Annotated in this window: 22 protein-coding genes; 13 read left to right on the top strand and 9 right to left on the bottom strand. The window is 60.8% G+C overall.

Translation table 11 applies throughout. From position 1 onward, the window contains the following. Positions 1–180 precede the first annotated feature (180 nt). The gene (locus I2I01_RS06415) at positions 181–2,601 is read right to left on the bottom strand and encodes a hypothetical protein (protein ID WP_196285635.1); all 2,421 of its coding nucleotides are present in this window, start codon (positions 2,599–2,601) and stop codon (positions 181–183) included. A gap of 144 nt (positions 2,602–2,745) precedes the next feature. Further along, entirely contained in the window at positions 2,746–3,090 is a 345-nt protein-coding gene (locus tag I2I01_RS06410; protein ID WP_196285634.1) for a hypothetical protein, read from the bottom strand. A gap of 355 nt (positions 3,091–3,445) precedes the next feature. Between I2I01_RS06410 and I2I01_RS06405 the strand changes: the two genes are divergently transcribed. The 5 genes from I2I01_RS06405 to I2I01_RS06390 all read left to right on the top strand — a co-directional run bounded on the left by I2I01_RS06405 (position 3,446) and on the right by I2I01_RS06390 (position 8,710). Continuing rightward, positions 3,446–4,510, top strand: coding sequence for a hypothetical protein (locus tag I2I01_RS06405; RefSeq protein ID WP_196285633.1), 1,065 nt, complete (start codon positions 3,446–3,448; stop codon positions 4,508–4,510). A gap of 70 nt (positions 4,511–4,580) precedes the next feature. After that, complete coding sequence (locus I2I01_RS23175; RefSeq protein WP_211537852.1) at positions 4,581–4,784, top strand: hypothetical protein; 204 nt, start codon at positions 4,581–4,583, stop codon at positions 4,782–4,784. Beyond that, the gene (locus I2I01_RS23525) at positions 4,762–6,816 is read left to right on the top strand and encodes a prolyl oligopeptidase family serine peptidase (RefSeq protein ID WP_211537851.1); all 2,055 of its coding nucleotides are present in this window, start codon (positions 4,762–4,764) and stop codon (positions 6,814–6,816) included. The genes I2I01_RS23175 and I2I01_RS23525 overlap by 23 nt, the downstream gene beginning before the upstream one ends. Positions 6,817–6,926: 110 nt before the next feature. Next, positions 6,927–7,964 (top strand): LLM class flavin-dependent oxidoreductase, encoded by a 1,038-nt coding sequence (locus I2I01_RS06395; protein ID WP_196285631.1) that lies wholly within the window; start codon positions 6,927–6,929, stop codon positions 7,962–7,964. 83 nt (positions 7,965–8,047) lie between these two features. Further along, the gene (locus tag I2I01_RS06390; RefSeq protein WP_196285630.1) at positions 8,048–8,710 is read left to right on the top strand and encodes a T9SS type A sorting domain-containing protein; all 663 of its coding nucleotides are present in this window, start codon (positions 8,048–8,050) and stop codon (positions 8,708–8,710) included. 69 nt (positions 8,711–8,779) lie between these two features. Here I2I01_RS06390 and ahcY read toward each other — a convergent pair whose 3' ends face one another. Together ahcY and I2I01_RS06380 are read right to left on the bottom strand one after the other, a co-directional pair. After that, positions 8,780–10,099, bottom strand: coding sequence for an adenosylhomocysteinase (gene ahcY, locus I2I01_RS06385; RefSeq protein WP_196285629.1), 1,320 nt, complete (start codon positions 10,097–10,099; stop codon positions 8,780–8,782). 213 nt (positions 10,100–10,312) lie between these two features. Beyond that, positions 10,313–11,053 carry a DUF4397 domain-containing protein gene (locus tag I2I01_RS06380; RefSeq protein ID WP_196285628.1) on the bottom strand — a complete coding sequence of 247 codons (741 nt, stop codon included), beginning with the start codon at positions 11,051–11,053 and terminating at the stop codon, positions 10,313–10,315. Positions 11,054–11,208: 155 nt separating this feature from the next. Between I2I01_RS06380 and I2I01_RS06375 the strand changes: the two genes are divergently transcribed. Next, entirely contained in the window at positions 11,209–11,820 is a 612-nt protein-coding gene (locus I2I01_RS06375; protein ID WP_196285627.1) for a hypothetical protein, read from the top strand. Positions 11,821–11,942: 122 nt separating this feature from the next. Then, positions 11,943–13,148 carry a class I SAM-dependent methyltransferase gene (locus tag I2I01_RS06370; RefSeq protein WP_196285626.1) on the top strand — a complete coding sequence of 402 codons (1,206 nt, stop codon included), beginning with the start codon at positions 11,943–11,945 and terminating at the stop codon, positions 13,146–13,148. Positions 13,149–13,159: 11 nt separating this feature from the next. Here I2I01_RS06370 and I2I01_RS06365 read toward each other — a convergent pair whose 3' ends face one another. Continuing rightward, positions 13,160–14,554 carry a hypothetical protein gene (locus tag I2I01_RS06365; protein ID WP_196285625.1) on the bottom strand — a complete coding sequence of 465 codons (1,395 nt, stop codon included), beginning with the start codon at positions 14,552–14,554 and terminating at the stop codon, positions 13,160–13,162. Positions 14,555–14,714: 160 nt separating this feature from the next. Here I2I01_RS06365 and I2I01_RS06360 point away from each other — a divergent pair, with 160 nt between their 5' ends. Continuing rightward, the gene (locus I2I01_RS06360) at positions 14,715–15,449 is read left to right on the top strand and encodes an SDR family NAD(P)-dependent oxidoreductase (protein WP_196285624.1); all 735 of its coding nucleotides are present in this window, start codon (positions 14,715–14,717) and stop codon (positions 15,447–15,449) included. A 137-nt stretch (positions 15,450–15,586) separates the two neighbouring features. After that, positions 15,587–16,852 carry a methionine adenosyltransferase gene (gene metK, locus I2I01_RS06355; RefSeq protein WP_196285623.1) on the top strand — a complete coding sequence of 422 codons (1,266 nt, stop codon included), beginning with the start codon at positions 15,587–15,589 and terminating at the stop codon, positions 16,850–16,852. 145 nt (positions 16,853–16,997) lie between these two features. Here metK and hpf read toward each other — a convergent pair whose 3' ends face one another. The 4 genes from hpf to I2I01_RS06335 form a co-directional block, all read right to left on the bottom strand. Next, the gene (gene hpf, locus I2I01_RS06350) at positions 16,998–17,297 is read right to left on the bottom strand and encodes a ribosome hibernation-promoting factor, HPF/YfiA family (RefSeq protein ID WP_196285622.1); all 300 of its coding nucleotides are present in this window, start codon (positions 17,295–17,297) and stop codon (positions 16,998–17,000) included. A 38-nt stretch (positions 17,298–17,335) separates the two neighbouring features. Further along, on the bottom strand, positions 17,336–18,214 hold the full coding sequence (locus I2I01_RS06345) for a tyrosine-type recombinase/integrase (RefSeq protein ID WP_196285621.1): 879 nt from the start codon (positions 18,212–18,214) through the stop codon (positions 17,336–17,338). Between the two features lie 167 nt (positions 18,215–18,381). After that, positions 18,382–18,576, bottom strand: a complete 195-nt coding sequence (gene rpsU / locus I2I01_RS06340) for a 30S ribosomal protein S21 (protein ID WP_196285620.1) — start codon at positions 18,574–18,576, stop codon at positions 18,382–18,384. 197 nt (positions 18,577–18,773) lie between these two features. Continuing rightward, on the bottom strand, positions 18,774–19,919 hold the full coding sequence (locus I2I01_RS06335; protein ID WP_196285619.1) for an acyl-CoA dehydrogenase family protein: 1,146 nt from the start codon (positions 19,917–19,919) through the stop codon (positions 18,774–18,776). A gap of 252 nt (positions 19,920–20,171) precedes the next feature. Here I2I01_RS06335 and I2I01_RS06330 point away from each other — a divergent pair, with 252 nt between their 5' ends. The 4 genes from I2I01_RS06330 to I2I01_RS06315 all read left to right on the top strand — a co-directional run bounded on the left by I2I01_RS06330 (position 20,172) and on the right by I2I01_RS06315 (position 25,604). After that, entirely contained in the window at positions 20,172–21,107 is a 936-nt protein-coding gene (locus I2I01_RS06330) for a polysaccharide biosynthesis/export family protein (RefSeq protein WP_196285618.1), read from the top strand. Positions 21,108–21,173: 66 nt separating this feature from the next. Further along, the gene (locus I2I01_RS06325) at positions 21,174–23,687 is read left to right on the top strand and encodes a polysaccharide biosynthesis tyrosine autokinase (RefSeq protein ID WP_196285617.1); all 2,514 of its coding nucleotides are present in this window, start codon (positions 21,174–21,176) and stop codon (positions 23,685–23,687) included. A gap of 15 nt (positions 23,688–23,702) precedes the next feature. Next, positions 23,703–24,482: a tyrosine-protein phosphatase gene (locus I2I01_RS06320; protein WP_196285616.1), complete on the top strand. Its 780-nt coding sequence runs from the start codon at positions 23,703–23,705 to the stop codon at positions 24,480–24,482. Positions 24,483–24,587: 105 nt separating this feature from the next. After that, positions 24,588–25,604, top strand: a complete 1,017-nt coding sequence (locus I2I01_RS06315) for an NAD-dependent epimerase/dehydratase family protein (RefSeq protein WP_196285615.1) — start codon at positions 24,588–24,590, stop codon at positions 25,602–25,604. The last annotated feature ends 47 nt before the right edge of the window (positions 25,605–25,651 follow it).

Below are 25,651 nucleotides of genomic sequence, written 5' to 3'. Positions count from 1 at the left end.
CCGCCCCAACGCATCGAGTAAATGGCGCTCCATGGGCTCGGTTACGGAAGGAGGCCAGTTAATGGTGTGACAGCATCGCTGGATTAGGAAAGGTTTGTGTTCTGACCTAGTACTCGACTTCATCGGTGGCGCGACTGTCGTGGCAAGAGCGGTGCGATTGACGGAATGGCGGCTGATGAATCAACGGATGGCTTCCCAGGTCAGGTATCGCACCTCGTTATTGGTGCCCACGTAGAATAAACTACCATCCCGTTGCCGCGTCAGGCCCCAGTGGCAATTATTGACGCTGCTGTATGGTTCTATTATCCACCCACCCGCCTTGGAACCGTTAAGGCAGCCCCAACGGGCTTTGGCAATGCTGTTGGGAGTACGAAAAATGAGCGTGCCGCTGTCCTGAATGTTTATGTCGCCGTACGCCAAGATGTTTATAGGGGCACTCGGGGCATCCATATAAGAGCTTGACGCATCATAGAACCGGTAACAAATATGATTGGCAAGTGAGTTGAACGGTGAACCGGGTGGCGCGCTATGTTCTGTGGTGCAGTAGTATATTTTACACCCCGTAAACGCATCAGCAGCGTCATAATACGAATCCACGGCCAGCTCTCCGCGTACCGTGCCCTCATCTGCAACTGGCATGTTGGTCCAGCCATTCATCCAGCGGTATACTTTCAGCGAATGATTGGATACAAAGGCTACAGTGCCCGAAGTAAGGCATGCAATGGTTGCATCAGTGTCGTCGACGGGGTCTTGCTGGGTTACAATATCATGGCTCCAGGTGGCGGGGCTGGTACCTGAATCAAGCTTCACGTACTCTAACCAGCCCTGGATGCTGCGGTAAAAAACGGTCCACTCGTTGACCCGGTTGTTGACCCGGCCGCGGGCCTCGAACACTAAGTTGCCGCTGACGTTCCCAGCCGTTCCGCTGGTATTGGTTGTGAAGTGTTGCCAGCCGGAGCCACCAACAAACTGGCAGTAATCAATGGTGTTGCTCGTTGTACGGTAAAATAGTACCCCATTCGAATGGAACACGAGGTCCCCGGCGGCGTTGCTCACGTTTGGAATGGCATAATGGCTCCAGGTGGGGATGCTACCCGTAACGGTGCTCTTGGCGTACCGAATGGTTCCGGAAGGGTCAGTCCAAAAAATAGACCCGTCAAGCTCTACGGCGATGTTAGAGCGGGTTGTGGCTGGTACTGCGGGATTTGCGGCACTGGGAATCGCGTACGACGGGGAAAACATATCGTAGTAACCTGCCCATAAGTCGTGAATACGAGATTTTTCAGGCGTGTTCGGCTCGTTAAATCGGTACACTCGTGAACTTCCCATTGACCGGCGGCCCGGCATCTGCATGGCAATATCGGGTTCATTGCATCTAAGCCACGTGTAGGCGTAGCGCAGCCAATCGGCGCGGTAACGGGGGGGCTGCTGCCCAAACCATGAGATTTCATCTTGGCCCCAACAGTCCTGCATAGGATTTATGGGATGGGGGCCGTCGCTGTTATCGAACTCCACCAACCATAGGCGGGTGTTGGCGTGGTCGCCGTAGGGGATGCCGCCCATCGAGTTTGAGGGGTCCACACAGGATTCCATCCGCAATTCGGTGCCGTAGATAGGTAGCCCTTGTCCATACAATCCCTCGGTTCCCGCTTGGGTGGGGTTGTTGACTGGTCGAATGGGAAAGGAATAAAAGTTGAACAGGTCCTCCTTATAGTATTTGATGGAGCGCTTGGAATGACAATCCAGGATAACATACTGACGGCGAGCGCCGCACCGGCTGTTGCGCTGCGTAAAGTGAACGGTGCTCGGTAAGTTGGTTGCGCCAAAACGGGCAAACGAACGGATTTTGTCAAACAACTGCTTGGTGTGGTAATAGGGCGGCAACGGAGTTCCTTGTGCGTCGAAGGTTCCTTGAGCGTCTTTAAAAGCAATCAAGTTCCACTGTCCCATGTGCAAGGCTTCGATGTCGCTCGCGATGTAACTGCATGCGCGGTAATACAACCACATTTTAGCTTCGTCCCTGGTAACGTCAACGACGCTGAAGCCCGCAAACCCCGTAGGACCTTGACCAGCCAGAAAACCAATGTCTGTCGGAATAAAATTTCGGTTCGGGTACGTACTCGTTGCGGGATGCCAAGCGTACCAGACCCAATCGGGCAAATGAATATTTTTTATGTTGCTGTCTATGGAACCACTTGCATCCGGTTCATTACCGGCGTATTCGAACACCGCTGCCTGGGCAATACGACCTTTATTCGAATCCGGACCGAGCAATTTCCTCACATTCTGAAAGGTCCGGTCAAAGTGGTCGTTGTCTTGAGCAGTGTCCCAGATATCAGCCCAAAACCCTGCCACTCGGCCAATGAACATGGCGTTGATGCTATTCAAGTCGGCAAAGTCCTGGGCCCGTTCCGTATCCAAGTATGGCCTGCTGGGGGGGAGACGGTAGCTGGGTGGCGGATACCCACATAAAGCCTCCATTGTGATGGCTTTTTGCAAGTACCGCTTTAAGACCAATGAGTCAATTGGACCGTTATTCCACTGAGCAGCGCTCAGCAGTGATTGGGTTATCAACCCTAATAGGAGCAAAATTTTTTTCAAGCCTCGAAAAGTAACGGGTTGAACAATGACTTAATACGTCAATTGTTAGCCAAAAAACTGTTAAAAGACAGGAGCGGAATTTGCCTTCCAACAAACGGTCGTTTGTTGGAGAGTTTTTTCACAGCGCTCGCGCAATGCAGCCGATTAAAGGATTGGGCTCGCCCTTTCCTTGATGCTGCTGAATAGCTTTCCGAAATTGTTCAAGGGTGTCGAACCCATTACGCATTTGGACGAGAGGCAGGTGGGCGCGGTAGCGGACAGCGGGCTCCTCCAGTATCTGGCGGCGGATGCCGGCCAGGCCTGCGTGAGGGCAGCGCGGTGGGCAGGCACTTGCAGCAGCCAGAGGTCGGCATCGAGGGTGGCATAGGCCACCACGTCGCGCAGGTGCCGGAAACTGCGCACGGAGTTGGATTTGGTGAGCAGGATGTCGAGGCCGGGCCAGGTGTGCAAGTGCCAGAAGCCGTCGGAGCGCAGGTGGTAGAACGGCAAGGCGAAGTTGGCCGCCGTGAATAGCGGGGACGCACTGAGGTTGGCGCAGATGGCTTTGAATGAGTTCAGGCGTGATTTCGATGCGGTTGCCGGTGATGGAGCCCTCAGCGATGTTTTCGAGCACGGCTAGCAGCAGGGCAAGATTGTAGGGCGCTTCGCCGTGCTGGCGGCTGGTAGCCACGCGGAGCTTTTGAAAGCGGCGGAGGTAGTCGGTGAGAAGCATCGGCGGGCAAGTTAGGGCGCGGTGGGCGCGGACGGGACACAAGCGGGTGCCTCCCCCCCGGCTGAAGGCATAGCATCAATCCCATAATAAATAGCGCCCTACGCCGTACTTTTCGGCAAAACTGCGCTGCTTATGACCTTCCGCTTTATTCTGGCCGCTCTTGCTCTGTTGTTGCTCGCCGGGCCGCTCCGCGCCCAAACGCCCCTCGGCCAGCCCTCGCTCGACGAGAGCAAGGTGCAAATCTGGTGCGCCACGGTGCGCTTCGTGTACGACGACGCCGGCCGCCCCAATCTCAAAAGCACCGTGCGCTGCGAGGGCGGCAACCTCGACGCCCTAGTCGCCAGCATCCGGCCCGACAGCCTGCGGGTATACTCGCTGCTCTACCAGCCCATCGAGGGCCGCGGCGCCATCTACCAAGGCAAGAAGGACAACCCTACCCGGCTGGCGGCCCTGGCCAAAGCCATTGTGAGCAAGCTCAAAGGCTCGCCCGCGCGCCGCAAAGACCCTGCCCGTATGGCGCGGGTGGCCGCCCTCGAAACGGCACTCACCAACTACGTTACCTCGGGCACGCCGCTGGGCGAAGTATCCGCCGCCATGGCCCCCGAGAAGCCCGACACCACGGCCGTGCCCGGCGCCCCCGGCCCAGCCGAAGCCGCCGAAGCCCAGGCCGCAGCCGAGCGCGACGCCGCCCGCCCCGGCGGCACCGCCCTGCCCACCGCGGGGAGTGGCAGCCTGCTTTTCCGCTTTGCCGCCCCGCTGTCGCTCATTCTTAGCATTCTGAGCTTGGTGCTCTACATCATGCTGCGCATCACGCTGGGCCACTGGCGCCGGCAGCAGCGCCGCGAAACCCTGACGGCCAAGCAGGCCGCCACCACTGCCCAAGCGGCGGCAGCCGAAACCAGCGCCGCCGTGGCCGACTCGGTGGCCCGCGTGAAGCGCGCCGAAGCCTTAGTGCTGGCCGCCTCCGAAACCAGTGCGCCCAGTGTGGCTACCCCAGCCCTCAACCAGCTCAGCCCCGCCCAGCGCCTGGAGGTGGAGCGCCTGGTGAGCCAGCGCGTGGACGAGGAGCTGCGCTGGCTGCGCGCCAACCTGCCCGAACTGGTGGCCGCTGCGGTAGCGCCGGCTGCGGCAACAGAAACACCACCTTCTTCGGCCTCAAAAGCGGAGCACGGTGAGCCGGCAGGCGATGACGTGTAGGCCCCGTTCGGCCGGGGGCGAGGTTAACCCTAGGCACATTTTGACGGTTTATAGCAATTCCTACCACCACATGAAAGCTGCCCTCCGCCCGCTCGTGCTGCTGGCAGCCCTCGCGCTGCCGGCCTGCCGGGCCAGTGAGCCGCCCGCGCGCAACACCCTCCCCCGCCGCCAGCCCCTCACCGAAGCCACCACTCCCGAAAACGCCGAACCCAGCCGCAAAGCCGGCCTGGAGCTCCCCGATACCACCCGCCGTGACCTACCCCAACAGCCGTAAGGCCGATACCACCGACACCTATTTTGGCACCCCCGTGCCCGACCCCTACCGCTGGCTCGAAGACCCCGACTCGGCCGAAACCGCCGCCTGGGTGAAGGCTCAGAACGAAGTCACGTTTGGCTATCTGGGCCAGATTCCGTTTCGGGACCGCATTCGGGCACGCCTCACCAGCCTCTGGAACTACGAGCGCTACGGCGTGCCCGAGCAGGTGGGCGACGAGCTGGTGTACGCCAAAAACGACGGGCTGCAAAACCAGGCCGTGGTGTACCGCCAGCGCGGCAACGAGGCACCGCGCGTACTGCTCGACCCCAACCAGTTTTCGGCAGACGGCACCACCGCCCTGGCCGGCATGGAGTTCAGCAACGACCACCGCTACCTGGCCTACGCCACCAGCCGCGGCGGCTCCGACTGGAATCAGGTGCGTGTGATGGACCTGCGCACCCAGGAGCTGCTGCCCGATGTACTGGACTGGGTGAAGGTATCGGGCACGTCGTGGACCACGAACGGCTTTTACTACAGCCGCTACGACCCGCCCGGCCCCGGCGAGAGCGACATGTCGGGCAAAAACGAGTTTCATAAAGTTTACTTCCACCAACTGAATACCCCGCAGGCCGACGACCGGCTGGTGTACGAAAACCCCGGCATGGCCCTGGGCTTCCGCATGGCCGGCGCTACGGAGGACGAGCGGTTTCTGTGCCTCTACCTCACCGATGGCGTATCTGACGGCAACCGCCTGCTGGTGCGGGACCTCACCGCCGCGGCCCAGGCCGAGGCCTGGGTGACGCTGTTCGATTCCTACGAATTCAACAACACCGTCATCGGCAATGTGGGCGGCGAGGTGCTGGTGTACACCAACTACCAGGCGCCGAACTACCGCGTGGTCGGTATCGACCCCGGCCGGCCCGCCGAAGCGCACTGGCGCGAGGTGCTGCCCGAAACCGCCAACAAGCTCGAAAGCGTGTCGCAGGCCGGCGGCTACCTCCTGGCAAGCTACCTGCACGACGCCAGCTCACAGGTGAAAGTGTATTCGGAGCAGGGCGAATTCCGGCACGATGTGGCACTGCCCGCCATTGGCACGGCCAGTGGCTTCGGCGGGCGGCGCGAGGCCACGGCGGTATACTATGCCTTCACTTCCTTCACCTATCCCACCACCATCTACCGCTACGACATCGCTACGAATACCAGCACGGTGTTTCGCGCCCCGGCGGTGGATGTGAACCCGGCCGACTACGACACCACGCAGGTATTCTACCCCAGCAAGGACGGCACGCGCATTCCGATGTTCATCGTGCACAAGCGCGGCCTGGAACTGAACGGCCAGCACCCCACTTACCTCTACGGCTACGGTGGCTTCAACGTGAGCCTCACGCCCGGCTTCTCGGTGGCGCGCATGCTGTGGCTCGAAAACGGCGGCATCCTGGCCGTGGCCAACCTGCGCGGCGGTGGCGAATACGGCGAAGAATGGCACCGCGCTGGCATGACGCCCCATAAGCAAAACGTGTTCGACGACTTCATTGCCGCCGCCGAATACCTCAAAACGAATAATTACACCAACACGCAGCACCTCGCCATTGCGGGTGGCTCTAACGGCGGCCTGCTGGTGGGCGCCGTGGCCAACCAGCGCCCCGACCTGTGTCGCGTGGCCCTGCCCGCCGTGGGCGTGATGGACATGCTACGCTACCAGAAGTTCACCATCGGCTGGAACTGGGCCCCCGAATACGGCACCTCCGACGACGAGGCGCAGTTCCATAACCTGCTGGCTTTCTCGCCCCTGCACAACCTGCGGCCCGGCACGTCCTACCCCGCCACGCTCATCACCACCGCCGACCACGACGACCGGGTGGTGCCCGCGCACTCCTTCAAGTACGCTGCCGCCCTGCAGGCCGCCAACGCCGGCCCACACCCCACCCTCATCCGCATTGACGTGAATGCCGGCCACGGCGCCGGCAAAAGCACCGCCCTGCTCATCGACGAGTGGGCCGACGTGTGGAGTTTTTGCTTCGCCAACATGGACGTGGTGCCGGCGCTGTAGAGGCACAACCCTTCGCGTCTTTGGGTTGAAGGAAAACGCCTGGCCCCTTTTCTGGTTGTTCAACGACGAGACGCGAAGGGTCGCGCCTCTACAACACCTTTCCCTACCTTATGCAAATCGGAATCAGCTCATTTGGCGAAGTCGCCCCCGCCCACCTCGCCGGCCAGGACCATGCCGCCGCCCAACGCATGCAGGAAATCCTGGCCATGGGCCGGCTAGCCGATGAAGTAGGCCTCGACGTGCTGGCTCTCGGCGAGCACCACCGGCCCGACTTCATCATCTCTGCGCCCGAAGTTATTCTGGCCGCCGTGGCCGCCGTCACCAAACGCATCCGCCTCAGCAGTGCCGTCACCGTGCTCAGCTCCGTCGACCCGGTGCGGACCTTCCAGAACTTCGCCACCGTGGACCTCATCTCCAACGGCCGGGCCGAGATGATTGCCGGTCGCGGCTCCTTCATTGAGTCGTTTCCGCTGTTCGGGCAGGATTTGAAGGACTACGATGCGCTGTTTATCGAGAAGCTGCAGTTATTCCTCAAAATCAACGAGAACGAAGTGGTGACCTGGCAGGGCAAGCACCGCGCGCCCATTGAGGCCAAGGGCGTGTACCCGCGCCCGGCACAGGCCAAAATTCCCGTTTGGATTGGCGTGGGCGGCACGCCGGCCTCGGTGGTGCGGGCCGGGCAACTGGGGCTGCCGCTCACCATTGCCATCCTGGGCGGGGCACCCGCGCAGTACGTGCCCTTTGCCGAGCTATACCGCGAATCGGCCCAGAAAGCCGGGCACGACGTGGCCGCCCTGCAACTGGCCATCAACTGCCACCTGCACGTGGCCGATACCGCCCAGCAGGCCCGCGACGAGTTTTTCCCGCCCTACTCCACGCTCATGAACCGAATCGGCCGCGAGCGGGGCTGGTCGCCCATGGACCGCCGTCACTTCGACTATCTCTGCGGCCCGCAAGGCCCGCTGCTGGTGGGCGCGCCGCAGGACATCATCGACAAGCTGCTCTACCAGCACCGACTGTTCCAGAACACCCGTTTTCTGGCGCAATTGGTTATCGAAGGCATTGCGCACCAAAGCGTGCTGCGTTCCGTGGAGCTGCTGGGCACGCAGGTGGCGCCAGCCGTGCGGGCGGCGCTGGGCGGTAGCTAACCAATAATTATATATACTTGGCAACCAAACAGCCAGCTTGCCGGTCAGCAAAGCATGAGTTCCGCCCTTAAACCTGCCCTCTTATGCGCTATTTCTTTACTTTGTTGGCCATGGTTGCTACGCAGGCTGTTTACGCGCAGTGCTGCCCATACCTAAACCCCGTGCGGGTGCTGCCCGCCAACCCCACCGCCGCCGACCAGGTGCGCTTGGTTTTTCAGGCCGCTACCGGCGGCGGGGGAGGCAAGATTGGTTACACCATTGCTCGAAATGGCAACAACCTTACCTTCACTGGGTGCTACTACGACGGTCCTACCGCTCAGCCTCGAACGTACACCGACACGGTGAGCGTCGGCCAGCTCCCGGCGGGCGCCTACACCATCGTATTTGTTGGGATAGTTTCGGCCAGCACCCAGCAGTGCATAGAGTACCGGCGCAATACGGCTTTAGCTGCGTTTCAGGTGGGAAGTGCACTGGCTGTGCGCCCCGCAGCCGATAGCTGGGCCCTGTTTCCCGTGCCGGCCACGGGCCGCTCCCTGACGTTGGTAGCCCCACCCGACAAGGCCTTCCAAAGCCTGCAACTGCTCGATGCAGCCGGACGCCTCTGCCTCGACTATTCCCCTGCTCAATTGCCTCATCAGGCCAACCAATGGCACCTGGACTTATCAGCTGTCCCCGCCGGCCTCTATTTCCTGCGCATCAGCGCGGCTAGCGGCGAGCAAATCACGAAGCGGGTGCTGTTGCCATAGCGCTACTACCGACATAAAAAAGGCCGGCCCACTTGCGTGAGCCGGCCTTTTTGGTTTTTGCGGCAGCTACTAGTAGCGGTACAGGTCCGACTTGAACGGGCCTTGCACCGGCACTTTGATGTAGTCGGCCTGCTTGCTGGTCAGCTCGTCCAGCTCCACGCCAATTTTGGCAAGGTGCAGGCGGGCCACCTTCTCGTCGAGGTGCTTGGGCAGGGTGTACACCTGGTTTTCGTACTGGTCGGCGCGCTGCCACAGCTCCAGCTGGGCCAAGGTCTGGTTCGTGAACGAGTTCGACATCACGAACGAGGGGTGGCCGGTGGCGCAGCCCAGGTTCACGAGGCGGCCTTCGGCTAGAATAATCACCTCTTTGCCGTCGATGGTATAGATGTCGACCTGCGGCTTCACCGTGTCTTTGGTGTGGCCGTAGTTCTGGTTCAGCCAAGCCATGTCGATTTCATCGTCGAAGTGACCGATGTTGCAGACAATGGCCTTGTCGCGCAGGGCGCGGAAATGCTCCTCGCGGATGATGTCGCAGTTGCCGGTGGTGGTGATGACGATGTCGGCGCGCGGGATGGCGTTTTCCATCTTCTTCACCTCGTAGCCGTCCATGGCGGCCTGCAGGGCGCAGATGGGGTCAATTTCCGTCACGATAACGCGGGCGCCAGCGCCGCGCAGCGAAGCGGCGGTGCCTTTTCCTACGTCGCCGTAGCCGGCCACCACGGCCACTTTGCCGGCCATCATGATGTCGGTAGCGCGGCGAATGGCGTCCACGGCCGACTCTTTGCAGCCGTACTTGTTGTCAAACTTCGATTTCGTCACCGAGTCGTTCACGTTGATGGCGGGGAAAGGCAGGGTGCCCTGCTTCACGCGCTCATACAGACGCAGCACGCCGGTGGTAGTTTCTTCCGAAACGCCTTTAATGCCAGCGGCAAGCTCGGGGTAGCGGTCCAGCACCATGTTGGTGAGGTCGCCGCCGTCGTCAAGAATCATGTTCAGGGGCTGACGGTCTTCGCCGAAGAAGAGCGTCTGCTCGATGCACCAGTCAAACTCCTGCTCGTTCATGCCCTTCCAGGCATACACCGGGATGCCGGCAGCGGCAATGGCCGCGGCGGCATGGTCCTGCGTCGAGAAGATGTTGCACGACGACCACGTCACCTCGGCGCCCAGGGCCGTGAGGGTTTCGATAAGCACAGCCGTTTGAATGGTCATGTGCAGGCAGCCGGCAATGCGGGCACCCTTGAAGGGCTGCGAAGCGCCAAACTCCTCACGCAACGACATCAGGCCGGGCATTTCGGCTTCGGCGAGGCGAATTTCCTTGCGGCCCCACTCGGCTAGGCCCATGTCTTTTACTTTGTACGGTACGTACGTTTTCGTCGTGGTTTCCACCATGATGCGGATTAATTAGGTATATCGCGTTTCAACTGCAAAGATACTGGATTTGTTCGGCGAGGCGGCACGTATTGCATTTGGCGGGCAGGTGCGCCAGTGGCCAGCCCGTGCTATTGCCAGTGGCGGTACTGAAACAATTGCTGCTGCTGCAGAAGCAAACAAAAAGCCCCTGGCGTCGGCCAGGGGCTTTGTATGAATAGTGGGCCGGGCCCGCTAGTTATTCTGAATCAACACGGCTTTCGGCTGCAGGTCGGCCGGAAGCAGAGGGTTGACTACGCCGCGCAGCAGTACGGTGTAAATTTTACCGGCTTCGTAGGTTTTGTTGGTGCCGGTGCCTGAGCCGCTCCCATCGCCCACGTTGGCAATGATGACCGAAGGCGTACCGCTGGTAACTGCGATGTTGTACTGGCCGGGAATAATTTCCACAAAACCCGAAGCATTACCAAACTGAGCGTCGGTGCCCGCAATGTCGGCGATGCCGGCCACCACTGTCGAAAGCTTGGCCGCAGTGGCCGCACCCTGGCCGAGGTGCACGAACCGGATTTTAGCCTTGCCCGACGACGGCGTGGCCAAGTCATCGGTAGTGAGCAGCCCCCCTACCGTGGTGGCCGTGTTGGCGTAGGCGAAGTAGGAATAGTTTTTATCTTTCTCCACCGTCACGGCCTGGGTGGCTTGGGTAGCGTTCGAAGAAGCCACGTTGATTTTCAGCGTATGGCCGCCGGTATTCACACTCTGATAGTTGGAGCTTTGGCCGTAGGTAAGATTGGCTTTTTCGCCGTCATCCAACAGGAATTTGAGGCCCACGTTGGCGCTGGCGGCCCCGTGGTAGAGGTATATACGACCTTGGTCGGGCACGGGAGTAGGCGCCGGCGTGTCGGATTTGCCGCAGGCAGCCAGCAACATAGTGGCGGGTACCAAAACCCGCAGCGCACGAGAGATGAAGGATGTTCGCATAACAAAAGCAGTTTAAAAGAAGTAAGCTTACCGCCCAAGAAACCACGGGCCGGCTCGGCCTGAACGTGTGCGCCAGCCGGTTTGTTGAGTTAACCCAGCTAAAAAGTGCGGTTGCCCGGCGTTTTCTCCGCCGGGGCGCATTCTATCTTTGTTATATGCACAAACCTACCGGGTTGACTTCGGCCACGTTGCGCCTTCGCGCGGCAGCAGCTACAGCTTTGATTTTTACCGCCCTGGCCTCGGCCCAGGCCCAGCAGGCCCCGGCCACCATCCGCCTGCACCCCGACGATGCCGCCCGCGGCCTCAACGGCGCGCAGCACAATTTCGAATTCCTGCCCCCAGGCGTGGGCGGCGAGCAGTACCAATCGGCGGGCTTTTTTGGCCAGAAACTGCGCCCCTACCTGGTCAGCAACCCCGAAGCCGTTGCTTTCCTCAACAAATACCGTCGCCAGAAAACCTTGTTTTTAGTTGACCGGGTTGTGGCCGTGGGCTCGTTCGGCCTGTGGGGCCAGCAGATTTTTGCCGGCGATGAGAAGCAGTACTTCAACAACACCCAGAAAGTAGCGCTGGGCGTGTTTGCCACCAGCCTGCTGGCCACGGTGTTCATCAACCGCAACACCAATACCTATCTGAAGCGCGCCGTCGAAGCCTACAACGCCGGCTCGGCCCACGGCAGCGTGTGGCCCCGCCTGCGCCCCACCACGGTGGGCCTGGGCCTGACGCCCGCGGGCCAGCCGGTACTGGGCCTGCGCTGGGCGGTGCGGTGAGGAGCCTTAAGTAAGAAGAGCCCGCATACGGCGTTGCTTCGCAAGGCGTCGTTCTTTCCTGGCTCTTGCTACCGGACTCTCCTACCTATTCCTACCCGCCTTTTTTCCGTATAAGCCTCTTCATGGACTACCCCTTGCCCGAAGCGGCCCGGCGCTATGTGGCCGCGCACCTGCACGACGACCCCGCCCACTTGGCCCTGCAAGCCCGCCGCCACCCCGGCCTGCCCGTGCCCGAGTTGGTGCGCCAGATTCAGGCCCGCCAAAAAGCCCGCACCAAACTGCCCGACTGGGCCGACAACCCCGACCTGATTTTTCCGCCCGCGCTGTCCGTCGAGCAGGCGTCGTCGGCGCGCACGGCGGCATTCAAGGCCAGCCTGGTGGAAGGCCAGTGGCTGGCCGACCTCACCGGCGGCTTCGGGGCCGACTCGGCGGCGTTTGCGGCCCGCGTGGCGCACGTCGACTACGTGGAGCGCAACCCGGCACTGGCCGAGGTGGTGCGCTACAACTTTGGCCAGCTCGGCCTCACCAACGTAGACGTGCACGCCGCCGAAGCGCTGGATTTCCTCAAGGACACCACCCAACGCTACGACTGGCTCTACCTCGACCCCGCCCGGCGCGACACCGCCGCCCGTAAGATTTTCCTGCTGCGCGACTGCGAGCCCGACGTGGTGAAGCTGATGCCCTTGCTGCTGCACAAGGCCGATAAAATTCTGCTCAAAACCTCGCCCATGCTCGACATCGAGCAGGCCGTGCAGGGCTTGGCCCACGTACGCCGCCTCTGGGTGGTGGCCGTCGACAACGAGGTTAAAGAAGTACTCTACGAACTGGGCCAGGAGCCTGCCATCGACCCCGAACGCTACGCCCTGAACCTGCGCCGCGATGGCACCCAGCAGGAATTCCGCCTCAACCGCGCCCGCGAGGCCCGCGCCACTCCGCGCTACGCCGAAGCCCAGCAATACCTCTACGAGCCCAACGCCGCCGTGCTCAAGGCCGGCGCCTTCCGCAGCATCGGCACGGCGTTCGAGCTACTAAAGCTGCACCAGCACAGCCACTTGTATACATCTGACGTGCTTCGGCCCGATTTTCCGGGTCGCATCTTTCGGGTCTTGGCCGTGGAAAAGGCCGACGGCGCGGCCCTTAAAGCCCATCTCGGCCCGGAAGCCCGCGCCCACGTCACCACCCGCAACTTCCCCGATTCGGTGGCCGATTTCCGACGCCGCACCGGCATCCGGGAGGGCGGCGACGTGTACCTGTTTGCTACCACCGACCTGCGCAGCCGGCCCGTGGTGCTGGTGTGCACCAAAGTAGTGGCGGGGGCGGCGGGCTAGCTCCACCGGCGCTAGGGCTTGACCGGTTGGTCGGGCCGGCGCCCGAGGCGGAAGCCCACCAGGGCCCGGTAGGTAAACTGCGCCGCCGAGTAGCTGTAGCCGTTGTAATCGGTGACGACGGCCAGGGGGTCGGCGGGGTCGTGGGCGGCCTCTTTCACGGTCAGCGGGTCGGCGTAGCTGGCGCCCTCGTTCACGGCCGCGTCGAGGCTAAAAGTGAAACGCCCGTAGCGCACGCCGGCTTCCAGGTACACCCCCAGGCCAAAGGCTGGCCCGCCGATGAATCCGGACTGCGTGGGCACCAGCACATTGGTGGCCGTAAGGCGGCTGCCGCCCGTGCCGTATTGTTCCTGCGAGTGCGCGCTGGTGGTGAAATTCAACAGAAAGCCCCCGCCCGCAAATACTTCACGCGTTTGATTTTGAAACAGCGCATTGCGGGCGCCCAAACGAGCATCAATGCGGGTGCCATACCAGGTGTAGGAGCCGGCGCCGCCCGCTAGGGCAAAGGTGCCTTTGCGGCCGTACTCGCTGAATAAGGCTTCAGAATGCACCATCCAGCGGCGGCCGGGCAGTAGCAGGTCGAGGTAGAGCCCGCCCAGCGGATGCACTTGGCCGTCGAGGTTCAGGTTGCTGAGCAGCGCCGGTTCCTCGCCCCCGCCCGCGCGGCCGAATTGCAGCTGGTTGTAGCCCACGCCGGCCAGCAGCCCGCCGTTGAAAGCAAATGACCGGCGGCTACGGGAGCGAGCGGTGTAGCTGGTGCCGGGCTGCCGGGTCGGGCTGCACTGCGCATTGAAGGCCTGCACCACGGCCGATAAGCCGGCCACGGTGAAAGGCGCCCCGCCGACGGCGCTGCTCGCGGCCGGGCAGTCGCCGAAATACTGCAGCAGCTGGGCTTTGTAGTTGTTGGCGCTCAAAATGCCCTCCCGCCCATTTGCCGTGCTCAGGTATTTGCGGTCGACCAATTCCTCGAAGGGTTTGCCGGGCCGGCCCACGAAATAGTGGGTCACGTCGCCCAGCACCACGCGCAGCAGTGGCGCCGGGCCATCCACCAGCACTTCAGTCAGCAGGGTGTCGGGGCGCTGGCTGATGACGAGCCGCGTGGGCAGGTCGGTGCCGTGGCTGCGGGCGGCGCGGTCCACCGGTACCACTTCGGTGCGGAAGTACCGCCCCCCGTCCAGCCCAAACGCCCGCAGGCCGGCGCGGCCATACGCCTGCGTGGGTGCTCCGGGCGCCGGCCGAAAGTCGATGCGGGTGGGTGGCTGCTGCCAGAAGCGGTTTTCAATTTCACCCCGTAGCGTGTCGCCGGCCGCTGTCACCACAAACCCGCGTTCAAATACCTGGCCCTGGGCAGCACCAGCCGTGCATAGGCCGAGCACGGAGAGAAAAAGCGTGGTTGTTAATTGGCGCACAAGCAGCAAGATGAAATGAAACGGTAAAGTATGCTTCGCCGCGGCTTAGTTCTAGCAGACGAACCATTTCCAACCACTTTTTTTCGTCGGTGCGCAGCCGCTTCGAGGGGGCGGCCGTACACGCAGCCGGGCAGCGTGCTTTTTCCGCGGCCTGCTTTTTATGCGCTTCAACAATAAAATCTGTCTGGTCACGGGCGGTACCTCTGGCATTGGCCAGGCAGTCTGCCTGCGGCTCGGGGCCGAGGGCGGCCAGGTCGTGGCCTTGGGCCGCGATAAAGCCGATGGTGCCGAAACCGTGCGCCTCATCACCGAAGCCGGCGGCAAAGCCGTGTTTATGGTTTGCGATTTGGCCAAGCCCAAGGCCATCGAAGCCACCGTGCAGAAGGTGCTGGCCAAGTTTGCGCGCATCGACGTGCTGGTGTGCGACGCGGCCATGATGACCTTCGACCCGCTGGTGAAGCTGGACCTGGCCCACTGGGACACGCTGATGCAAGTGAACCTGCGCTCCCTGGCCCAGCTCACCCAGCTGTGCCTGCCGCACATGCCCAAGGGCAGCGCCATTGTGGCCGTGAGCTCGGTGCACGCCCACCAAACCACCGCCAACGTGGTGCCCTACGCTACCAGCAAAGGCGGCATGGAAGCCTTCGTGCGCGGCATGAGCCTGGAGCTTCCGTTCCGCCAAACCCGCATCAACGCCGTGGCGCCCGGCGCCGTGGACACGCCCATGCTCTGGAGCAATCCCAACGTGAAAAGCGGCAAGGAAAAAATCGACAAAGCCACCGTGGGCCGCCCCGAAGAGTTGGCGGCAGCCATTGCTTTCCTAGCATCCGACGAAGCAAGCTTCGTGCACGGCACCACCCTGGCCGTCGATGGCGGCCGGCTGGCGCAGCTATAAGCCCGCCAGCGTGCGCTTGCCTATGCCCAGGGCCGTAGGCAATACCCCGAACTTTCGTACTTTTGCCCAGCGCCCGCCCGCCGACTATCTGGCTGGGCGGGCGTCTTTCTTTTCTTTTTGCTCTTTTCGCGCACTCAATGCCCTATCTGTTTACTTCCGAATCAGTTTCGGAAGGCCATCCCGATAAAGTTGCCGACCAGATTTCCGACGCCATCCTCGATGAGTATTTGCGTCAGGACCCTACCTCTAAAGTAGCCTGCGAAACGCTCGTAACGACTGATTTTGTACTGGTGGCCGGCGAAATCAAGTCCAAAGCCCACGTCGATGCCGAGCCCATTGCCCGCGAAACCATCCGCCGCATTGGCTACGATAAACCCGAATACCTCTTCAACGCCGACACCTGCGAGGTAATGAACCGCCTGCACGAGCAGTCGCCCGACATCAACCAGGGCGTGGAGCGCGCCAAGGACGAAGACCAGGGCGCCGGCGACCAAGGCATGATGTTCGGCTACGCCAGCCACGAAACTGCCAATTACATGCCCCTGGCCCTCGACCTATCGCACCGCCTGCTGCAGGAGCTGGCTGCTATTCGCCGCGAGAAGAGCGACATGCCCTACTTGCGCCCCGACGCCAAAAGCCAGGTCACCATTCGCTACTCCGACGACCACAAGCCCGAGGCCATCGACACCATCGTCATCAGCACCCAGCACGATGAATTTGACGCCTCAGAGGAGAAAATGCTCGAGAAAATCAAGGCCGATGTGCTCAGCATCCTCATCCCGCGCGTGAAAGCGGGTTTGAGCGCTGATGTGCAAGACCTGTTCACCGACCAGATTACCTACCACATCAACCCCACGGGCAAGTTCGTCATCGGCGGCCCGCACGGCGATTCCGGCCTCACCGGCCGCAAAATCATTGTGGACACCTACGGCGGCAAGGGCGCCCACGGCGGCGGCGCCTTCTCGGGCAAAGACTCGTCGAAAGTGGACCGCTCGGCCGCCTACGCCGCCCGCCACATCGCCAAAAACCTAGTGGCTGCCGGCGTGGCCGACCAGGCCCTCGTGCAAGTGGCTTACGCCATCGGCGTGGCCCAGCCGGTGGGCGTATTCGTGACCACCTACGGCACTATCAAGGCCAAAAATACCAGCGGCCAGCCCATGACCGATGGCGAAGTGGCCGAGAAGGTGCAGAAGCTGTTCGACCTGCGCCCCTACGCCATCGTGAAGCGTTTTGGCCTGCAAAACCCCATCTTCGCCCAGACGGCCGCCTACGGTCACATGGGCCGCCAGCCCGGCACCGTGAACGTGGTGATGCCCGGCGGCGAAACCAAAACTTTTGAAACCTTCACCTGGGAAAAGCTCGACTACGTGCCCCAGATTAAGGCCGAGTTTGGACTGAATTAATGGTTAATGATTAGTGGTCAGTGATTAGTTGCTGACGCCATTACTTACTCTTAGCAAAAAGCCCCGCTTGTGCTCACAAGCGGGGCTTTTTATATGCGGCAATGAAAAAGGTAGCCGCTAACCGTTAATCACCAACCACTAAAACCTAGTGGCTCATTGTCTTTTCTTTGTACCGGGTAATCTGGCGGCGCAGGCTTTCGGTGGCGGCGTCAGCGGCGGCTTCGAAAGAAGCGGCGTCTTCGGTGCTGAACAGGGTAGAGCCAGGCACAAACAGCTTTATTTCGACCGTCTTGTTATCAATTCCGTCTTTGTTGTTGAGGCGCATAATCACCTCGCCATCGGTGAACTTATCATAAAAAGTTTCAAGCTTATTGAGGCGTTGCTGTACGAAGTCAAGCAATTTCTTGTCGGCGTCGAAGTGCACCGAATGCATCTGAACTTTCATAAAGAAGTTGATTAAGAGGTAAAAAGGGTGTGGTAAACTCAGGCCCGTGGGTGGGCCTGTTCAAATACGGATTTCAGGCGGTCGACGGACAGGTGCGTGTACACCTGCGTGGCCGCCAAACTGGCATGCCCCAGCAGCTCTTTGATGGAGTTGAGGTCGGCCCCCTTGCCCAGCAAATGGGTGGCAAACGCGTGGCGCAAAGCGTGCGGGTGCTGCTGCGCGCCGGACGTTGTAATCTGGCTCAAATACCGCTTCACGGTGCGGTACACCAGCTTTTCATACATCGCCTCGCCCTTGTCGGTGAGCAGCAGCGGCCCGCCGATGGCGCCAAACTCGTGCGCTCGCCGAGCCTGATACTTTTCAATCACCAGCTTAAGCGTGGGGTTTAGCGGCACGATACGCTGCTTGTTGCCCTTGCCCGTGACGCGCACCGTGCCCGCGCCCAAGCTCACGTCGTCGGGATAAATACCGATGAGCTCCGACAGGCGAATACCGGTACCGTAAAGCATTTCCAGCACCAATTGGTCGCGGTGGCCCACAAAGTCGTCGCTGAATTCGAAGGTATTTAACAAGCCGTTCAGGGCCTCTTCGGGCACGAACTCGGGCAGCTTCTTGGCCATCTTCGGGGCCTTGATGCGCAGCATGGGATTGCTGGCAATGGTGCCGGCGCGCAGCAGGAACTTGTAGTAGGAGCGCAAGCAGGCCACCTTGCGGTTCACGGTGCGGGGGTCCAAGTCTTGCTGCATCAGTTCCACCACCCAACCGCGGATGAGCGGGTGGGTGGCCTGCGCGGGGTCGGCCAGTTCGTAGGCCGATTTCAGGTAAGCGGCAAACTGGCCGAGGTCGGTTTGATACGAGGTGAGCGTGTGGGCGCTGTAGCGCTTCTCAAAGCGCAAGAAATCGAGAAAGGCATCCATACCAACAGCAAAAACGCCCGGCGTTTGGGCCGGGCGTTCAAGGTAACATTTTTTTCTTTCCTACCAATCTAACCGCTGCTATACGGACGCGAAAAAACCGGCCGGCTTGCCTCGCAAGGCAAACCAGCCGGTTTTTAGCAAAGCTAATCCGCGCTTAAAACGAAAGCTTATTCGCCGGGCTGACCGTAGGTAGCCAGCTTGTACACGGCTTTCTGCTTCATTTTGCGCTGGGTCACGCTGGGCTTCTGGAAGAACGTGCGACGACGCAGCTCTTTCAGCACGCCGGTGCGCTCGAATTTCTTTTTGAAGCGCTTCAGAGCGCGGTCAACCGATTCGTTGTCTTTGATTTGAACGATAATCATATCAGGGAGTGAGGGAAGTTTTCAGTCGAGGGCGGTGCAAACCGGGCCGCAAAGATAATCACGGATTCGTCGGATTAACAACGGATTCCACGGATTTTGTAGTCGACTTCAATTAAGCGTAGGCCGATGTCGCCCAAAACGTTTCGGCTTGGCCACAAAATCCGTGGAATGCGCGGTTAATTCAGCGAATTGGTGGTCTACTTCAGCAGCGTGCGGGCAATGACCAACTTCTGGATTTCGCTGGTCCCTTCGCCGATGGTGCACAGCTTGGCGTCGCGGTAGTACTTCTCGGCCGGGTAATCTTTCGTGTAACCGTAGCCACCGAAGATTTGCACGCCGTCGTTGGCCACGCGCACGCTCACTTCGGAGGCGTACAGCTTGGCCATGGCCGATTCACGGTTTACGTTCTGCCCAGCGTCCTTCATGGCGGCGGCGCGATAGGTGAGCAGGCTGGCAGCCTCAATCTCGGTGGCCATGTCAGCCAGCTTAAAGGCAATGCCCTGGAAGTTGCTGATGGGCTGGTTGAACTGCTGACGCTCCTTGCTGTATTGCAAGGCCGCTTCGTAGGCGCCCTGAGCAATGCCCAGGCTGAGCGCCGCAATGCTGATGCGGCCGCCATCGAGCACCTTCAAGCTCTGCACAAAGCCGTCGCCCACCTTGCCGATAACATTGCCCACGGGCACCTTGCAGTCGGTGAAAATCAACTCGGTGGTTTCGGAAGCACGCATGCCCAGCTTGTCTTCCTTGCGGCCGGCAGCAAAGCCAGGCGTGCCCCGCTCGATGATGAAGGCCGTCATACCGTGCGAGTCGCCTACTTCGCCGGTGCGGGCGATGACAACGGCCACGTTGCCGGTTTTGCCGTGGGTGATGAAGTTTTTGGCGCCGTTGAGGATGTAATTCTCGCCGCTCTCATCGAGCACAGCAGTAGTGCGCATGTTGCCGGCGTCGGAGCCGGTGTTGGGCTCGGTGAGGCCCCAGGCGCCAATCCACTCGCCGCTGGCCAGCTTGGGCAAGTACTTATGCTTTTGCTCCTCGGAGGCGTGCTGCAGGATGTGACCGGTGCAGAGTGAGTTGTGGGCGGCCATGCTCAGGCCGATGCTGCCGTCAATCTTGGCCAGTTCGGCAATGGCCGTCACGTACTCCATGTAGCCGAAACCGGCCCCGCCGTATTCCTGCGGTACCAGCACGCCCATGAGGCCGAGCTCGCCCAACTTATGGAACACATCGACGGGAAATTCCTGGCTTTCGTCCCACTTCATCATGTGGGGCTTGATGTGCTGGGCGCCAAAATCGCGCACCATCTGCGCAATCATGGTTTGGTTTTCGGTGGCTACGGCTTCCATGGAAGTAAGAGCGGTTGGTGGGAATTGTGAGTACGTGAGAAAGTATTTTTCGAAACGAACGACTGTTCGTTTTGGCCACACGAAAGTACGTGTTTCGGCGTTGGCAACGGCGAGGGCGGGGCCGGCCACCGAGGCCGGATGTTGAACGGGCGCGGCAAAAGCGTTACTTTTGAGGCTTTTTGGGGGAAACCTGCCGCCGATGGCTGCGGGAATTTCCGGAATTTTTCTTTGATTCTGCACTCCTTGGCCTTCATGCCGTCTTTCTCTCTTCGCCGCCTGGGGCGGCTGTGGCTGCTGGCCTTGCCCGCCCTGCTGTTTTTTTCGTCGTGCGCTTCCACGAAATACTATCAGAAGCGCACCCTTTTCCGCCTCACCGATAGCCAGGGCCGCCAGCTCGATAGCACCAAACTGCGCATCGCGGTGAACCGGACCGAGCGCAATTATGTCATTCAGCCCAACGACTTTCTGGAAGTGCGGGTGAACACCAACAAGGGCGAACGCATCCTCGACCCCAACGGCGAGTTGCCGTTTGGTTCTCCTTCGGGCAACTTGCCCAGCCGGGGCAGCGTGGTGGGCGGCCAGGGGGGGGGCGGCCGTAGTGCCCAGCCCACGCGCAGTTCCGGCGGCGGGTCGGCGTCGGGGGGCTCCGAATTTTTGGTGCAGGCCGATGGCACCGTGGTGCTGCCGATGCTGGGCCGTGTTCGCATCAGTGGGTATTCGCTGCTGCAAGCCGACAGTCTGCTGGCCACCCGCTACCAGGAATATTACATACAGCCTTTCGTGACCACGCGCGTGACTAACAACCGCGTGATTGTGCTGGGCTCGGTGGGCGGCCAGGTCATTTCCCTCACCAACGACAACATGAACCTCCTGGAAGTGCTGGCCCTGGCGGGCGGCATCGACGGGCAGGGTGGCGGCAGCGGCGGCCTCTACCGCAACGGCGGCCGGGCCGACAACATTCGCATCATCCGAGGCGATTTGAAAAACCCGCGGGTGCAGCAAATAGATTTGTCGACCCTAAATGGCATGCGCCGGGCCAACCTGCAGATTGAGCCCAACGACGTCATTTACGTGGAACCCATCCGGCGCCCCTTCCTCGATGCGCTGACCGACGCGGCTCCGATTCTGAGCCTGACCAGCCTCGTGTTTACTACTACGTTCTTTATTATATCGCAGGTGCGGCGCTAACCGCTGCGCGGTTTCATCCTCCGTATACCGTTTTTAGCAGCGGGCAAACCTGGCAATTCTAGTGTAATGGCTATAAACGAAAATCTCGAGCTCGAACAACTCATCCGCAACGCAGCGGGGGGCGGGGGCACGGCCCCGCCGGCTCTGCTGCCCAGCGACCCGGGCGCCGACGAGGACGACTCCGCGGGCCTGGATGTGACCACGCTGGTACTAGTGGCCCGCCGCAGCCTGCTATGGCTGCTGCTGCTCATCGTGCTGGGCGTGACGGCCTCCTGGTTGTACCTGCGCTACACCAAGCCGGTGTACCAGTCGTCGTCGCTGCTCAAGATTGCCGAGCGCACGCAGGCCGCCGACCTCGGCCTGGCCGAGCAAATAGGCCCGGCCGCGGATAAAGCGGGGGGCAGCAAGCTGGCCGGCGAAGTAGAGTTGATTAAGTCCAACATCATCTACCAACGGCTCAAAGATTCGTTGGCGCTGGACGTAAACTATTACGTCCAGGGCACCGTGCTGGAAACCGAGCTTTACACCGCCTCGCCGTTCCACGTCACCTACACCATTGCCGACCCGGCCCTTTACAACCGGAAATTCAGCCTGAAATTCACCAGCTTGCAACGCTTCAAGCTGGAATTCATTAACCAGGGAAACACGCAGGGCGGCGAATATGCCTTGGGCCAGCCCATCAATTTGCCGGGGATTCAGCTGCGCATAGACGGCACCCGGTATCTAACCAAGGAAGCGCTGAGTTCAGATTATCACTTCACCATTCAGGACGACCAGGCCGTCAACGCTTATCTCGATAAAAACCTGGCCGTGGAAGTGGTGAACCCCAGCGCCAACACCATTGGCATTTCGTTCAAGGACTTTACTCCTATTAAGGCTCAGAGCATTGTCAACAAAATAGACACGGTTTACAAACAGGCCAAGCTGGCGCAGAAAGCCCAGTCGGTGGACTTGCAAACCAAGTTTCTGGACAAAACCCTCAACGACACCAAGCAGCAGTTGCAAGAGGCCCAGGCCCGGCTGCAAGCCTTCATCGAGCGAAGCGGAGTCTACGACCCGAACGCCGAAGCCGGCGCGCTCACCACCAAGCTAGAGAAGCTGGAACTGGACCGAACGGCCCTGAACGAGAAGCTGGGGCTGCTGGCCGAACTCAGCCGGCTCATCAAGGAAGAAAGCATCACGTCCTCAGAGGATGAGCGAGTAGAGGAAAGTATTCCCGCCATCGCAGGCCTGGAAGACCCACAACTCGCGTCGGGACTCAACGAGTTGAACGACCAGCAGTGGCAACTGCGCCGGTTGCGCCGCTCCAGCACCGACCGAACCGAAGCTGTGCAGCAACGCCAGGCCAACATGGAGTTTACGCGCAACAAAATCCGGCGCGTGCTGCTGCAGGACGAAAAGCTGTTGCGGCGCCAGCTGGCTCTATTGGACCAGCAGAGCAACAAATACAACACCGCGTTGCAGGACAAGCCGCGCGAGGCCACTGAGCTGGACCGCCTGCGCGGCCCGGTGGAGCAGTACCGCAAACAGTACCAAGACCTGTTTCAACGGAAAATCGAGTTTGAGATTCAGAAGGCCGGCAACATCGCCGACTTTGACATTCTGTCGCCGGCTTCGCTGCCGTCGGCGCCCATCTTCCCCAACAAGCTCCTGGCTTATGCCATTGGGCTGGCCGGCGGCCTGCTGCTGGGCCTGGGCCTGATTGCGGTGCGCTACTTCATGCACAACACAATCACGACGGTGCGGGAGTTGGAGCGCAGCACCAAAGCTTCGGTGCTGGGCATCATTCCGACTTACGACAAGGAAAAGATGGAGATTTCGCGCTTGGTGGTGGACAAGAACCCTAAGTCGGCCATTTCGGAGTCTATTCGCTCTATTCGAACAAACCTCGATTTTATTAGCTCTTCCAAAAAGAAGCGGCTGATTTCGGTGACGTCGACCATCTCGGGCGAAGGCAAAACCTTCGTGACGGTGAACCTGGCAGGCATCATTGCCCTGTCGGGACAGCGAGTCATCATTCTTGACCTGGACATGCGCAAGCCCAAGGTGAACCTGGCCTTCGGCACCGAGAATACGCGGGGCGTGAGTACTATCCTCATCGAGCGCCATACCGTTCAGGAATGCATTCAGCAGACTAGCATCGAGTCGCTGCAGTTCATCTCGGCTGGCCCCACGCCACCCAACCCGTCGGAGTTGATTCTGAGCGACCGGTTCGATGCCATGATTGAGGAGCTGTACCGCAGCTACGACGTGATTTTGATTGATACCCCGCCGGTGGGCCTCGTCACGGACGGCATCCTGATTATGCGTAAGGCCGACATTCCGCTCTACATCGTGCGGGCCGATTATTCGCGCAAGGCATTCATCAAGAACATGAACCGGCTGATGCGCAGCAACAACTTCACCACCATGTGCACCATCCTCAACGACGCACCGTCAGGGGCGGGCTACGGGTATGGCTACGGGTATGGATATGGCTACGGGTATGGCAACTACGGCGGCTACGGCCAGGGCTACTACGAGGAGCCGTCGAGCCGCCCACTCACCTTTGGCCAGAAGCTGAAGAAGTTTTTCACCTAACGCCCGGCACGTACCATGGCTTCGTTCTGGCAAAAACTTTTTGGCGGGGCGGCGCCCGAGCCCACGTCGGCCGCGCCCGTAGCGGCCCTGGCCACACTGGGGGCCGACATGCACTCGCACCTGCTGCCTGGCCTCGACGACGGCGCCGAGACGGTGGAGCACTCGCTGGACTTGCTGCGGGCCCTGCGCGCGCTAGGCTTCCGCAAGCTAGTGATGACGCCCCACATCATGGGCGACTTCTACAAAAACACGCCGGAGGGCATCCGGGCAGCTTTACAGCTCATGCGCGAAGCTGCCACAGCCGCCGGTATCACCGACGTGGAGCTGAGCTGCGCAGCCGAGTATTACCTCGATGAGTTCTTGGGCCGCAAGCTGGCCGACGGCACCGAAATGCTCACCTTCGGCGGCGAGAAGCGGTATCTACTGTTCGAAACATCGTACATGAATGAGCCGCTTAACCTCTACGAAATAATCTTCGAGATGAAAGCGCAGGGCTACCGGCCGGTGCTGGCCCACCCCGAGCGCTACACCTACCTGTACGGGCGCTTCGCCGAAATTGAGAAGATGCGCCGCGACTACGACGTGCTGCTGCAAGTAAATCTGAACTCACTGGCCGGCTACTACTCGCCGGGCGCCAAGAAAGTAGCTGAGCAACTCATTGACGGCGGACTGGTTGATTTCGTGGGCACCGACACCCACCACCTGCGTCATACCGATACCCTGCTGCGCCGCACCGTGCCGCAGCCGTATATGGAGAAGCTGCTGAAACTACCGCTGCTGAACAATACGCTTTAACAACTTTGGTTTTAGTTGGCAGTTACTCATTGTCGGTTGTTAGCTTCTGACTTCCCGTCGAGTATTTATCTGACAACTGACAACGAGCAACCGATAACTCAGTTTATGATTTTCGTCACCGGCGGCACGGGCCTCATTGGTTCCTTTCTGTTGCGGGCCTTGCGCGAGCGGGGGCTGCCGGTTCGTGCCCTGCACCGTGGCGCGGTGCCTGCTAACGCCGCGCCGGGCGTGGAATGGATAGCCGGCGACCTGCTGGACACTGAGCAGCTGCGGGCCGCCCTCACGCCCGACGTGACACACGTGTTTCACTGCGCCGGCCTTGTGTCTTACGCGCCGCAGGACGAAACCCTGCTGCTGCAGGTGAACGTGGAAGGCACCGCCGCCGTGGTCGACGCCTGCCTGGAGCGGCCAGGCATTCGGCTGGCCTACGTGTCATCGGTGGCGGCGCTGGGTTCGACGGCGGGGGCGGCTGCGGCCACCGGCACCCTTACGGTGACGGAGGCGGCCACCTGGGATTTGGGCGCCTCGCATCCGGCATACGCCACTTCCAAGTACTTGGGCGAGCTGGAAGTGTGGCGGGGTGTGGCCGAAGGCTTGTCGGCCGTTATCGTGAACCCATCGGTGGTGTTGGGCCCTGGCGACTGGAACCGCAGCAGCACCCGCTTGCTGCGCTACGCCCACCAGCAGCATCGCTTTTATACCCGCGGACTAGTCAATTTCGTGGACGTGCGCGACGTGGTGGCACATTTACTAGCCCTGGCCCTCGATCACCCCGAGCTGAGTGGGGAGCGCTACATTCTGAGCGCCGAAGCGGTGCCTTTGGGCGAGTTTTTCAGGCAGGCTGCGGCGGCTTTGGAGCGGCGCCCGCCCACAGTGGCCGTGCCCAACTGGGCGGCCGAGGTTATCTGGCGCTTGGAGCACGCCCGCGCCGTGCTCACCGGTGCGCGGCCCCTCATTACCAAAGACACGGCCCGCGCCGGCCGCCGGCCAGTGGTGTATGCGCACGGCAAAGTGCAAAGCGCTACCGGGCTCACTTTCCGCCCGTTAACCGAGACGTTGGCCTGGTGTGCGGCTGGGTTGCGCGAAAACCCGGCCAGCGCCCCGGCGGTTGTCGTAACTTAGCAAGAGCCGGATTGCACGGTTTTGCCCAATATTTGTTTATCATTGAG

Origin of the sequence: Hymenobacter properus (assembly GCF_015694735.1) — a bacterium.
In the GTDB taxonomy this organism is placed as follows: Bacteria; Bacteroidota; Bacteroidia; order Cytophagales; family Hymenobacteraceae; genus Hymenobacter; species Hymenobacter properus.
The sequence above is the reverse complement of the archived record's forward strand: the minus strand, read 5'-3'. Positions and strand labels throughout refer to the sequence as shown.

Bases quoted from the DNA above. Each gene is read 5' to 3' on its own strand.
- I2I01_RS06320 (WP_196285616.1), top strand. From the start codon at position 23,703: ATGGCTTCGTTCTGGCAAAAACTTTTTGGCGGGGCGGCGCCCGAGCCC.
- hpf (WP_196285622.1), bottom strand. From the start codon at position 17,297: ATGAAAGTTCAGATGCATTCGGTGCACTTCGACGCCGACAAGAAATTG.
- I2I01_RS06380 (WP_196285628.1), bottom strand. From the start codon at position 11,053: ATGCGAACATCCTTCATCTCTCGTGCGCTGCGGGTTTTGGTACCCGCC.
- I2I01_RS06370 (WP_196285626.1), top strand. From the start codon at position 11,943: ATGGACTACCCCTTGCCCGAAGCGGCCCGGCGCTATGTGGCCGCGCAC.
- I2I01_RS06335 (WP_196285619.1), bottom strand. From the start codon at position 19,919: ATGGAAGCCGTAGCCACCGAAAACCAAACCATGATTGCGCAGATGGTG.
- ahcY (WP_196285629.1), bottom strand. From the start codon at position 10,099: ATGGTGGAAACCACGACGAAAACGTACGTACCGTACAAAGTAAAAGAC.
- rpsU (WP_196285620.1), bottom strand. From the start codon at position 18,576: ATGATTATCGTTCAAATCAAAGACAACGAATCGGTTGACCGCGCTCTG.
- I2I01_RS06315 (WP_196285615.1), top strand. From the start codon at position 24,588: ATGATTTTCGTCACCGGCGGCACGGGCCTCATTGGTTCCTTTCTGTTG.
- I2I01_RS06395 (WP_196285631.1), top strand. From the start codon at position 6,927: ATGCAAATCGGAATCAGCTCATTTGGCGAAGTCGCCCCCGCCCACCTC.
- I2I01_RS06325 (WP_196285617.1), top strand. From the start codon at position 21,174: ATGGCTATAAACGAAAATCTCGAGCTCGAACAACTCATCCGCAACGCA.
- I2I01_RS06330 (WP_196285618.1), top strand. From the start codon at position 20,172: ATGCCGTCTTTCTCTCTTCGCCGCCTGGGGCGGCTGTGGCTGCTGGCC.
- metK (WP_196285623.1), top strand. From the start codon at position 15,587: ATGCCCTATCTGTTTACTTCCGAATCAGTTTCGGAAGGCCATCCCGAT.
- I2I01_RS06405 (WP_196285633.1), top strand. From the start codon at position 3,446: ATGACCTTCCGCTTTATTCTGGCCGCTCTTGCTCTGTTGTTGCTCGCC.
- I2I01_RS06345 (WP_196285621.1), bottom strand. From the start codon at position 18,214: ATGGATGCCTTTCTCGATTTCTTGCGCTTTGAGAAGCGCTACAGCGCC.
- I2I01_RS06390 (WP_196285630.1), top strand. From the start codon at position 8,048: ATGCGCTATTTCTTTACTTTGTTGGCCATGGTTGCTACGCAGGCTGTT.
- I2I01_RS23175 (WP_211537852.1), top strand. From the start codon at position 4,581: ATGAAAGCTGCCCTCCGCCCGCTCGTGCTGCTGGCAGCCCTCGCGCTG.
- I2I01_RS06360 (WP_196285624.1), top strand. From the start codon at position 14,715: ATGCGCTTCAACAATAAAATCTGTCTGGTCACGGGCGGTACCTCTGGC.
- I2I01_RS06375 (WP_196285627.1), top strand. From the start codon at position 11,209: ATGCACAAACCTACCGGGTTGACTTCGGCCACGTTGCGCCTTCGCGCG.